11 protein-coding genes and 1 riboswitch are annotated in these 11,748 nt (G+C 45.7%); of the genes, 8 read left to right on the top strand and 3 right to left on the bottom strand.

From position 1 onward, the window contains the following. Window positions 1–35: 35 nt before the first annotated feature. Genes AC1DCV_RS29635 through AC1DCV_RS29645 form a run of 3 tightly spaced genes read left to right on the top strand, consistent with a single transcriptional unit; the run spans window position 36 to window position 2,085 of the window. Window positions 36–557, top strand: a complete 522-nt coding sequence (locus tag AC1DCV_RS29635; protein WP_441577350.1) for a KdsC family phosphatase — start codon at window positions 36–38, stop codon at window positions 555–557. A gap of 14 nt (window positions 558–571) precedes the next feature. Continuing rightward, entirely contained in the window at window positions 572–1,513 is a 942-nt protein-coding gene (locus tag AC1DCV_RS29640) for a geranylgeranylglycerol-phosphate geranylgeranyltransferase (protein ID WP_477026555.1), read from the top strand. Window positions 1,514–1,515: 2 nt separating this feature from the next. Beyond that, a complete protein-coding gene (locus tag AC1DCV_RS29645; protein WP_477026556.1) occupies window positions 1,516–2,085 on the top strand; it encodes a Maf family protein in 570 nt (189 codons plus the stop codon). Between the two features lie 66 nt (window positions 2,086–2,151). On the opposite strand, the gene AC1DCV_RS29650 is transcribed toward AC1DCV_RS29645, so the two are convergent. Both AC1DCV_RS29650 and AC1DCV_RS29655 read right to left on the bottom strand, forming a co-directional pair. Further along, window positions 2,152–3,333, bottom strand: a complete 1,182-nt coding sequence (locus tag AC1DCV_RS29650) for a homoserine dehydrogenase (protein WP_441577347.1) — start codon at window positions 3,331–3,333, stop codon at window positions 2,152–2,154. 98 nt (window positions 3,334–3,431) lie between these two features. Beyond that, window positions 3,432–4,610 carry a trans-sulfuration enzyme family protein gene (locus AC1DCV_RS29655; RefSeq protein WP_441577346.1) on the bottom strand — a complete coding sequence of 393 codons (1,179 nt, stop codon included), beginning with the start codon at window positions 4,608–4,610 and terminating at the stop codon, window positions 3,432–3,434. A gap of 186 nt (window positions 4,611–4,796) precedes the next feature. Beyond that, window positions 4,797–4,915, bottom strand: a riboswitch (SAM riboswitch). 126 nt (window positions 4,916–5,041) lie between these two features. On the opposite strand from AC1DCV_RS29655, the gene AC1DCV_RS29660 reads away from it, so the two are divergent. Further along, window positions 5,042–6,325, top strand: a complete 1,284-nt coding sequence (locus AC1DCV_RS29660) for a DUF2851 family protein (protein WP_477026557.1) — start codon at window positions 5,042–5,044, stop codon at window positions 6,323–6,325. Window positions 6,326–6,432: 107 nt separating this feature from the next. Here AC1DCV_RS29660 and AC1DCV_RS29665 read toward each other — a convergent pair whose 3' ends face one another. Next, window positions 6,433–6,840, bottom strand: coding sequence for an OsmC family protein (locus AC1DCV_RS29665; protein ID WP_477026558.1), 408 nt, complete (start codon window positions 6,838–6,840; stop codon window positions 6,433–6,435). Between the two features lie 192 nt (window positions 6,841–7,032). Between AC1DCV_RS29665 and AC1DCV_RS29670 the strand changes: the two genes are divergently transcribed. The 4 genes from AC1DCV_RS29670 to AC1DCV_RS29685 all read left to right on the top strand — a co-directional run bounded on the left by AC1DCV_RS29670 (window position 7,033) and on the right by AC1DCV_RS29685 (window position 11,734). Then, window positions 7,033–7,845 (top strand): hypothetical protein, encoded by an 813-nt coding sequence (locus tag AC1DCV_RS29670; protein WP_477026559.1) that lies wholly within the window; start codon window positions 7,033–7,035, stop codon window positions 7,843–7,845. Window positions 7,846–7,881: 36 nt separating this feature from the next. Continuing rightward, entirely contained in the window at window positions 7,882–8,781 is a 900-nt protein-coding gene (gene lipA / locus AC1DCV_RS29675; RefSeq protein ID WP_133809126.1) for a lipoyl synthase, read from the top strand. Window positions 8,782–9,244: 463 nt separating this feature from the next. Continuing rightward, window positions 9,245–10,579 carry a TolC family protein gene (locus AC1DCV_RS29680; RefSeq protein WP_477026560.1) on the top strand — a complete coding sequence of 445 codons (1,335 nt, stop codon included), beginning with the start codon at window positions 9,245–9,247 and terminating at the stop codon, window positions 10,577–10,579. A gap of 18 nt (window positions 10,580–10,597) precedes the next feature. Then, on the top strand, window positions 10,598–11,734 hold the full coding sequence (locus AC1DCV_RS29685) for an efflux RND transporter periplasmic adaptor subunit (RefSeq protein WP_477026561.1): 1,137 nt from the start codon (window positions 10,598–10,600) through the stop codon (window positions 11,732–11,734). Window positions 11,735–11,748: the final 14 nt, after the last annotated feature.

The following is an 11,748-nucleotide window of genomic DNA, read 5'->3' on the forward strand; positions in this document are numbered from 1 at the left end:
CAATTCTTAATGGGTAATTGGCTATTTTTGGCCCCATGAACGTATTGGCTTTATTTAAATCTATCACCACTTTTGTGCTGGATGTAGATGGTGTACTTACCGATGGTACCCTGCAATTACTGCCAGGGGGAGAAATGTCCCGCAGAATGAATATCAAAGACGGCTATGCTTTGCAGCTGGCTGTGAAAAAAGGATATCGGGTGGTAATCATCTCCGGAGGAAAATCAGAAAGTGTGGTAAGCAGGTTACAGGGACTTGGCATTAAAGATATTTATACCGGCATACATGATAAGCAGGAAAAACTGCAGGATTATGTATTTGAACATGAACTGCGATGGGATGAAATATTATATATGGGAGATGATATCCCGGATTATCTGCCCATGCAACTGGTAGCTTTACCCACCTGCCCTGCAGATGCAGCCCCTGAAATAAAAAGTATTTCAAAATATGTATCCCCTTTGCCCGGAGGCCACGGGTGTGTAAGGGAAGTAATGGAAAAAGTGCTGAAACTGAATGGACATTGGCTAATGGATGAAGGCATTGCATCGAAATAATAAAAAAGAAAACTATGAAGCTCTGGGCTGCATTTTTTAAACTGATCAGATACCCTAATCTGATATATATTGGCCTTACCCAGTTTTTACTGCAATACTGTGTGGTAGAACCGGTGCTGCGCAGTTCTGGTGAGGAACCATCACTGCCAGTTCCGCAATTTGTACTACTCAGCTTGTCTACCATACTGGTGGCGGCTGCCGGCTATATTATCAATGACTATTTTGATATTAATATAGACATTGTCAATAAACCGGAGAAGATGGTGCTGGACAAAATTATCAGCCGGCGCTGGGCCATGGCCTGGCATACGCTGCTTAATATGGCCGGGGTATCACTGGGTTTTATGGTGGCCTTTAAAACAGGACAGTTCTATCTAGGTTTCACCCAGGTGATCTGTTCCCTGCTCCTGTGGTTTTATTCCACTTCTTTTAAACGGCAGGTGCTCATCGGCAATGTGGTGATTTCGTTGTTAACTGCACTGGCCGTGGTAGTAGTAGGATTTTATGAGAAACAGATCTATCATAGTTTTGAGGCCATTATGTCGGCCACCGGCAGAAAGCTGATACAGATCATCGGCGTATATGCGTTGTTTGCGTTTCTTATTTCCATGGTCAGGGAAATTGTGAAAGACCTGGAAGATATGATGGGCGACAGCAAAGATGGTTGCCGCACCCTGCCTATTGCCTGGGGGGTACTGTCGGCCAAGCGTTTATGCAATGTGTTGTTACTGGCACTGGCCATCATTATCCTGGCGGTAGAAATCCGCGTATGGATACTGGGTTGGTATATTGCCATCGCTTACCTGCTCCTGTTTGTACAGGTGCCATGTGGGTACATTTATTTACAGCTGAAAAAAGCCAGTCTGCCTGAGCACTATCATAAAGTGAGTTCCCTGGTAAAGGTGGTAATGCTGACAGGCATTTTATCCATGATATTTTTTAAAATTTATTTATAGAGATGTATAAAGGATCATCCGTAATTCTGGCATCGCAGTCGCCCCGCAGAAAGCAGTTGCTGGAGCAGGCCGGCATTCCTTTCCAGGTGAAGGTTGTGGAAACCGCAGAAACGTTTCCTCCGGAACTGGCGGTACCGGACATCCCGGTGCATATTGCCCGTCAGAAGGCAGTGGCCGTAAGGGATCTCTGTGAATCCACTGATATTATTGTAGCTGCTGATACAGTGGTGGTGCTGGATGACAGCATCATTGGCAAGCCAAAGGACCGGGAAGATGCTATCGATATCCTTACCCGCCTGAGTGGAAGAGAACATCGTGTAGTCACGGGCGTTATAATACAGCAGGGCACAAAAGAAGTCGCCTTTTCCAAAACTACTTCCGTGTATTTTAAACCGCTGAACGCAGAACAGATCACTTATTATGTAGATCATTTCAAGCCTTTTGATAAAGCGGGCGCTTACGCCATCCAGGAATGGATTGGTGCAGTAGGGATAGACAGTATTAATGGTTGCTTCTATAATGTAATGGGACTCCCCGTTAGCAGAGTGGTAGAAGAACTGGAAAACTTTTAGTAATAAGAACGGCGCTGTGAACAGCGCCGTTTTTGTTTACGATTGGTTTTTGCTTATTACATTTCTTTATTCCAGTACAAGAATATTCACGTCTTTATTTTTCAGCCAGCCGGCTTCTCTCAGTTTCTGTAAGTTAATAGTACCTACCACATAACGCCATTCTGTAGATTCGTATTTCTCAGAGATGTTGAAAAACTCTGCCAGATCTACCTGATCAGGTGTTTTGTAGCGCAGGTATATTTTCAGATTTACATCATTGGTAAAGCTGGGCTGATTATTTTGTTTAATCTTTTTATACTCGTAGCGATAGTTGTATAACAATGCGGAGATGTCGGACAGTACGGCACTACCAGTAGCGGTGCCACCAGCACCTTTACCTACAAAGAATTGTTTGTCGGTGAAAGCACTTTCCAGCAGGATGCCGTTGTATTCATTGTATACATCGTAGAGCAGGTTATGTTCTTTGATCAGGTGCGGCAGTACGTATGAGAATACGTGTCCGTTCTGACGGCGGCACTGGGCAATCAGTTTGATGGTACAGTTTCTTTGTTTGGCAAATTGTATATCAAAATCGTTCAGGTGATGAATACCGAAGTTGAATACTTCTTCCGGCTTTACGAAGGTGCCAAAGGCATGGAGGAGGAGGATCACGATTTTGAATTTCGGATCATATCCTTCGATGTCGAGGGTAGGGTCAGTTTCAGCGAAACCCAGGTCCTGCGCTTGTTGCAGGGCAGTGGCAAAGCTGAGATTTTCTTCAAATATTTTTGTGAGAATATAATTCGTTGATCCGTTGCAGATACCTTCTACGGCATTCAGCAGGTCATTATCATAATATTCTTCCAGGTTGCGGATAATGGGAATACTGGCGCAACTGGACGCTTCATACAGGAATGGCACTTTGTTTTCTGCCTGCAGCTGATATAGTGCGGGCAGGTTTTCAGCGATCATGCGTTTACTGGCGCTTACTACTGCTTTGCCATTGCGGAGCGCTGTACTCACAATTTCAAAAGCTGCTTCGGTTTCATTGATCAGTTCTACTACTACGTCAATGGTAGGATCTTCGAGGATTTCATTTTTATCGGTAGTAAAATAACTGCTATCGATAGGTCTTGATTTATTAGGGTCTTTAATACAGATTTTTTTGATCCGTGCATTAATACCTTTTGTTCTGTTCAAAACCTCATAGAGTCCTTGTCCTACGACGCCGAATCCGAAAATGCCTAAATTGATGGTCTTGTTTTCCATACTTTTTTTTGAGCTTGCACCCTCAGCAATTAGTCTTTGACAGTTCAGAGATGATCAGTTTCTGAAAAGCCAAAGTGGTGTGCTAACCACTAAGGGCTTTATTGTAAAACAGTAATTTGCTTGCCGGCCGGATGATTTAATTTATCCAGCGCCTGTTTCAGGTCGTTGATCAGATCTTCGGCATCTTCAATACCGACTGATAAACGGATACAGGAATCCTGTAAACCTGTTTTTTTCCGGAATTCTTCCGGTATGTTACGATGTGTCATCGTGGCCGGATGGGCCAGCATACTTTTCACGCCACCGAAACTCTCCGCCAGTTTAAATAGTTTGGTAGCGTTTACGATACGGATGGCATTTTTGATATTGTCACTTTTCAGGGAAAAGCTCACCAGTGCGCCGTAATTTTTCTGTTGTTTACGGGCAATATGATGATTTTTATGAGTAGCCAGTCCGGGATAATATACCTTATCGATAGCCGGGTGCGCGGCCAGCCAGTTAGCGATAGCGGTGGCATTGCTGCATTGTTTCTCCAGGCGCAGGTACAGTGTTTCAATACCGCGGATGGTCAGCCATGCTTCAAAGGGACTGAGGATGCTACCGGAAATATTCTGATTATAGCGGATCTGGTCTGCCAGTATTTTGCTGTTAACGACTACCAGTCCGGCAATCACATCACTGTGACCGGAAAGATATTTGGAAGCGCTGTGGATAACGATATCCGCGCCCAGTGTTAAGGGTTGTTGCAGTAAAGGCGTACTGAAAGTATTGTCTACTACCAGCAGGATATTATGTTGTTTGGCGATTTTGCTGATAGATTTGATATCAGAAATGCGCAATGTTGGATTGGTAGGGGATTCCAGCCAGATGATTTTCGTATTGGGCGTGATGGCGGCCAGTACTTTATCGATGTTGCTGGTATCTACGAAATTAACTTTGATACCGAAGCGTTCAAACATGTGGTTAAATATCTGGAAGATGCCGCCGTAGGTATCTTCCACCGCCATGATCTCATCGCCGGTCTTTAACAGCTTCAGCACCGCATCTATGGCCGACATACCACTGGCAAACCCAAATCCGGCAAATCCTTCTTCCAGGTTGCAGATGAGGTCTTCCAGCACTTTTCTTGTGGGATTGTTTGCCCTAGAGAATTCAAAGCCTTTATTAATGCCGGGTGATTCCTGCACAAAGGTGGATGTTTGATAGATAGGCACAGAAATAGCGCCTGTCAGTTCGTCTATCGGAATGCTATGAATCAGTTGTGTAGCTGTTTTCATGTTATAAAGTATTTTTAATGATGTTCAATGTGCACAATTATCTGCTGCAACTTTATCATTAAAGATCAACTTAAACAACAACAAATCCATGAAAGGTGAGTGGGGAAGGCATAAAAAAAGCTCTCCCATGGTGTTGGAAGAGCTCCTTTAGAAAGTTATATATATCTGTGAAGTATTATCTCTGCCAACTTATCTTTCCCCGATTTGCACCGGGGCAGGAATTAGCACCTTTTTCCTGATCGTAAAATCAGGAAAGGTTGCTAAGGCATCGCAGGGCCAAGTCCCTCCGCCTTTCTGGATAAGTGATGTGTAAGAACTGGCGCAAAGGTAATATCACTTTGATCAGATTTCCAAATTGAATCAGGAATTTATTTATTAAGCGATGTTTTATTACCTTTAACTGATATTATTTTATACCCAACCATGTCTTTATGTTTGTTAACCCGCTGCTCTCTGAGGAGCTATTCCAGCACATCTGGGCGTTCCGGCTATTTAAGCAGGACCATCTTACCACTACCAGTGGAGAACCCGTTCAGATCTTATATCCAGGACTTCATAATCATCACAGCGGACCTGATTTTTCGGCTGCAAAAATCAGGATTGGCACTACTTTATGGGTAGGGCAGGTAGAGCTGCATCTGAGAACTTCCGACTGGTTCCGTCATGGGCATCAGCATAATCTTCAGTATGGGCGTATCATTCTGCACGTTGTATTTGTACATGATATGCCGGCCGATCGTATTCCGGGAGTGCCCTGCCTGGAGTTGCAACAGTATATTCCCAAATTGTTGCTGCAGCGTTATGAGCAGTTGCGGCAGCTGACACCTTTTGTGCCCTGTGCGCCACATGCCGCGCTGGTGCCACAACTGACCTGGCTTAGTTGGAAAGAGCGGCTGCTGGCAGAGCGCTGGGAGCGCAAGATGGGGGCTCTGCGTGCCTGGCTGCAAAGCAACCATTTTAACTGGGAAGAAGTCTGTTATTGGGCAGTGGCGCAGAGTTACGGCATGCCCATAAATGCCCTGCCCCTGCTGCAGGTGGCACAATCGCTGCCACATGTAGTGCTCATGCGGCACCGGCACCAGGGAATGCAGCTGGAAGCCCTGTTGTTCGGACAGGCAGGGATGCTGGAGGAGCCGCATGCCGACGTATATGCGCTACAGCTGCAGGAGATCTATTTTCACCTGCGCCATAAGTATAAGCTTTGTCCTATGCCGCCCCATACCTGGAACTGGCTTCGGATGCGCCCGGCAGCGTTTCCTACTATGCGGCTGGCGGCTTTTGCGGCGTTGCTGCAGCATACCACCCACCTGTTTTCCAGGATACTGGAAGCCACAGAGGTAACGGCGCTGGAACAATTGTTTTTCGTACAGCCTTCAGCGTACTGGCATACCCATTACCGGTTTGGGCAGCCGGTGCAGCAGACGAACCTCCCTGGGAAACAGGCCGTACACGGCATACTTATCAATACGGTATTACCGCTCCTGTTCCTGTATGGGCAGCAAAAGAACCTTAAATATTACCAGGAAAAAGCCCTTCATTTCCTGCAACAATTGCCGGCAGAAAAAAACAGGATTACCAATAGCTGGGCGGAGTTGGGGGTAATACCTGAAAGTGCGATGGAATCACAGGCACTGTTGCAACTGAAGCAGTACTACTGTGATGAGAAGCGGTGTTTGTATTGTGCAATCGGGGTGAAGATCCTGAGTAGCTGTTAGCTTTTAGCTGTTAGCTGTTAGCAAAATGCAGCGGAGATCAGCATAATATGTTCTCCGCTGCATTTTGCTAACAGCTAACAGCTAAAAGCTAACGGCTAAAAGCCGGTTCACCAATTAAACGTAACATCCTGCACCAAATCAGGGTGTACACTTTTAGCTACCGGACAGGTATGGGCAGCTCTTTCGAGTATAGTTCTTTCCTTTTCGCCCAGGTTATGGCCGGCGGGGAAGTCGAATACGATGGTGACGCCGGTGATACGGCGGGGTTCTGTGCCCATAATTTTGAGGACACTTACTTTGGTGCCTTCAATCGCCCAGTTGTTTTCCATAGCCTTGATCCCCATAATAGAGAGCATGCAGGAGCCCAGTGCGGTAGCCACCAGGTCAGTAGGAGAAAACCTTTCTCCCTTGCCTTTGTTATCTACAGGTGCATCTGTTTCAATCACAGTGCCTGACCGTAAATGTGTGGCGGTGGTCCGCAGTTCCCCGTTATAGATGATAGATGCCGTTTGCATATTGTTTCTTTTTATGATCTAACCGTAAAAATAAATGTATTTTCAGTATAAGTGCAACATGGAAAGTGGGTGGGCTGTTAAACTAAAAAAAAATTAGCTACGTTTGTAATATATACATAACAATACCTTTGTTCAAGCGTTTATTTATTATAATAATAGCCCACTGTGAAAAAAATATACTTAATCCTGTTTTTGGCAATGATATCCGGCGGCTTGTTTGCGCAAACCACTAATACCACCAACACAACTACGCAAAAAAGCAAGAAAAGCGATAAGGAGCAGCGTAAGCTGAAGAAGATCTCTATTTTCCGTGAACAGGAAGAGGGGGAGAATGTGTTCCAGCGTGATTTTTCGGTGGGTGGCAGGATCACTACCGATGGCTGGGGTGGATTTGTGGAAATGGGCTATCGCAAAAGCAGAAAGAAAGTCAACTACTTCCAGTTTGAGTTTGGGGAGAAGAAAAGCGATAAAGAAGTAAAGAAAAGTGGCGGGTTTTCTTATACCCAGCGTCCATTCATATATGGTAAACGGAATAATTTTTACCAGGCCAAGCTGGGCGTGGGGCAGCGCTACCTGATTGGTGGCAAGGCCAATAAAAACGGGGTAGAGGTGGACTTGATCTATTATGGAGGCATATCTCTGGGGCTGCTGAAGCCTTATTACCTGAATATGGTTACTGCAACCGGCGAGAATAAAGACGTAAAATATGACCCTTCTGATCCGGAGGCTTTCCTGAAGCTCGCCGACATCAACGGTGCCGGTGGATTTGGGAAAGGCTGGGATAACCTCAGTGTGGTACCCGGTTTGCACGCTAAAGTGGGTATGCGCTTCGACTGGGCCCACTTTAACGAGGTGGTAAGTGCCCTGGAAGTGGGTGTAAATGCGGAAATGTATACTAAAAAGATCCCAATTATGGTGGTGTCGGAAGGTGTAGACTATAACAAACAGTTCTTTTTTGGTGGATATGTGAGTATCCAATTCGGGAAGCGCTGGAATAAGAGATAAGTGTTAACTTTGCTCTTCTAAAGAAAGGAATAAGCGATGCAAGAACTACCCGTAATAGCCGCCGAACCGGCTACAACAAGAGTAAAAAAGCCTGATTGGCTGCGCGTTAAATTACCGATAGGCGAGAACTATAAACAGGTGAGAAGCCTGGTAGATACCCATAAATTACATACGATCTGTGAAAGTGGTAACTGCCCTAATATGGGTGAGTGCTGGGGAGCTGGTACTGCTACCTTCATGATCCTGGGAAATATCTGTACCCGCAGTTGCGGCTTTTGTGCCGTAGCTACCGGCCGCCCGGAAGCAGTAGATTTTGATGAGCCTCAGCGCGTGGCAGAAGCCATTTACCTGATGAAAGTAAAACATGCCGTTATCACCTCTGTAGACAGAGATGAGCTGAAAGACGGTGGTTCTATCATCTGGGCCAATACCATCAATGCAGTCAGGGCTTTAAATCCCAACACCACCATGGAAACGCTGATCCCGGATTTCCGCGGTCAGTGGGAAAACCTCCAGCGCATCATCGATGTAGCGCCTGAAATCGTATCTCATAACCTGGAAACAGTAGAACGTTTAACCAAACAGGTAAGGATACAGGCAAAATATCACCGCAGTCTGGAAGTGATCCGCCGCCTGAAAGAAGGTGGAATGCGTACCAAAAGTGGTATCATGCTGGGTTTGGGTGAAACCAAAGAAGAAGTAGTACAAGCCATGCAGGATCTGTACGACAACGGTTGTGATGTCATCACACTGGGTCAGTACCTGCAGCCTACCCCTAAGCATCTGCCGGTAGCACGTTTCGTACATCCCGATGAATTTGCCGAACTGCGCGAGATCGGTTACAATATGGGACTGGACTACGTAGAGTCAGGACCGTTAGTAAGATCGTCTTATCATGCAGAAAAACATATTGTCAGCGGTCGTAATAAAGGATAACCGGAACTGATTTTCACTTAATTGTTAAAATCCACCCAAAAGGGTGGATTTTTGTTTTCATAACATTATCTTAGCGCCCGAATTGATTTTACCTAACAACAAAATGTTTGTTGTCTAACCTACTTCTCTGTTATACGTTGTGTTCAAAAATTTGGAACCACACCTGGAAACCGTGCTGCTAATGTTTCAGACGATTTTGAATAAGCAACTCTCTAATCAACCTGCCTGTTTGCTGTAGTGATTACGGCTTAACATGTTTTTGCGGTAATTAATACTGTTATAACGCCTATGGCTATATAACAAATAAAGAATAATGATGCGATGCCGGTAAAAAGCGTTTAGCGATTAGCTTTTAGCTGTTAGTCAAATGCAGCGAAGAAGATAAAAAGCCAACCCCTTTTTTTGTGCAGGCATTATTTTCTTTCGATTGGTACAATGATGAACTGAATGTCAAAAGCCTTTTATGAAAAGAGCATTTTATTTGTTAGCTGTGTCCTGCGGATTGTTTATTTCCCCGCAGGTATTTGCACAGCAATCTACTGACTCCCTGTTAACCAGCGCTACCCTGCAGGAATGTATCCGGTATGCCATCTCGCATCAGCCGGTCATACGCCAGTCGCTTATTGATGAAGCGATTACCGACAGAACAGTGAAGAGTAAGCTGGCGGACTGGTATCCACAGATCAATCTGGACTATAATATCCAGCATTACCTGAAGATACCCACCACTATCTTTAACGGTAGTCCTGTGCAGCAGGGCGTGGCGAACTCCTCTGCCGCGCTGTTTGGGTTAAATCAAAACATCTTTACCCGGGATCTGTTGCTGGCCACAAACACGGCCAGGGATGTACGAAAACAGAGCCAGCAAACCACTGCGCGCAATCAGATAGACCTGGTGGCCAGTGTGAGCAAGGCCTATTATGATGTGCTGCTGACCGCAGAACAAATAAAGGTGCTGAGCGAAGACATTACCCGCCTGGAACGCAGTCTGAAAGATGCGAATAACCAATATGCGAGTGGTGTGGTGGATAAAACAGATGCCAAGCGCGCCACTATTTCCCTTAATAATGCGCGTGCCCAACAGAAGGCTGCCCGTGAGCTGCTGACAGCCAAGCAGGCTTATCTGAAGGAATTGATGGGATACCCAACTAATGCCGGCGATGTACCACTGACTACCGATTCTTCCGCAGTTGCATCACAGGTAACTGGTGAGGATACCTTGCTGACGGCAGACTATAAAAGTCGCATAGAGTACCAGTTACTCCAAACGCAGGAAAGCCTGTTGCAGGCCAACCTGAAATACAACAAATGGAGCTATCTGCCTACCGTATCTGCATTTATCAACTATTCCTTTGCTTACCAGAGTCCTGACTTCAATAAACTGTATAGTCATGATTATCCGAACTCTTTAATGGGACTGAAATTATCGTTGCCTATTTTCCAGGGAGGAAAACGGGTACATAATATCCGGATGGCGGAACTGCAGTTGCAGCGTACACAATGGGATTATGCCGCTTTGAGAAGCCAGATCAATTCGCAGTATGCGCAGGCCATGGCTACTTACAAGAGTAACTACAACGACTATCTCACACTAAAAGAAAATGTGCAGATGGCAAAGGATGTATATGATATGTTGCAACTGCAGTATAAAGAAGGTATTAAAACGTACCTCGATGTACTGGTGTCTGAAACAGAGCTGCGCTCTGCACAACTGAATTTTTATAATTCCATGTACCAGGTACTGTCCAGCAGGATAGATCTGCAAAAAGCATTAGGAACCTTAACAGCTAATTATTAAATGGTAACCGGAACGGATATGAAAAAAATGAACAACATTGTCTTAATCAGCGCTGCCAGTATCCTGGGCTTATCTGCCTGCAGTGGTCCTGCTAAGAAAACGGCGCCTGTAATTCCCCCTACACCGGTAAATATTACAGCAGCATCTGTAGCGCCGGCCGTTTATTACGATAAATACCCTGCCTCTGTAGTAGCGTTGAACCAGGTGGAACTGCGTTCTCAGGTAGGCGGATTTATTACCGGTATTTTCTTTAAAGAAGGGGAAGTTGTGCAGAAAGGAAAAACCCTGTATGAAATAGATCGTCGTAAATATGAAGCGGCTTACTTACAGGCACAGGCCAATGTAGCCAGTGCAAAGGCCAGCTTTGAAAGAGCGAGGAAAGATGACGACCGTTACCAGCGCCTGGCCGACCAGGACGCGGTTGCCCGTCAGATCCTGGATAATGCGAAAGCTACCCTGGAAACTTCCCGTAGCCAGCTCGCGGCAGCAGAAGCCAGTTTGGCGTCTGTACGTACAGACCTCGACTATTCTCTCATCAAAGCACCGTTTACGGGACGTATTGGTATTTCCCAGGTGAAACTGGGCGCCCAGGTGAGCCCCGGCACTACCTTGTTGAATACCATCTCCAGTGAAAATCCGATAGCAGTGGATTTTGTGGTAACAGAAAATGATATTCCCCGTTTTGCTGCCATGCAGGGCAAGGGTAACGCCAACGATAGTACGTTCCGCCTGCAGTTATCCGACGGTACGGAATATGTACATACCGGTAAAATACTTGCGATTGACCGTGGTGTGGATAACCAAACCGGTACCATCCGCGTGCGTATTGAATTCAATAACCCCGATGATAAGCTGAAAGACGGTATGAGCTGCGTGCTGCGTGTACTGAATGAACAATCCGGCGACAGGCTGATCATTCCTTACAAAGCCATCACAGAACAGATGGGTGAATACTTTGTATTTATTGCAAAAGATTCGGTAGCTGCCCAGCAGAAAGTACACCTGGGTCCTAAACTCGGCGACAAAATAGTGATCATGGACGGCGTTCAGGCGGGTGATCAGGTCATTATTGAAGGTTTCCAGCGTTTACGTGATGGTGGAAAAATACAGATTGGAATACCAGCCGCACCACAAGGGGCGCCTGCGAAGAAATAGTTTATCAGTAGAAT

It is taken from the genome of Chitinophaga sp. 10T418 (assembly GCF_056394125.1).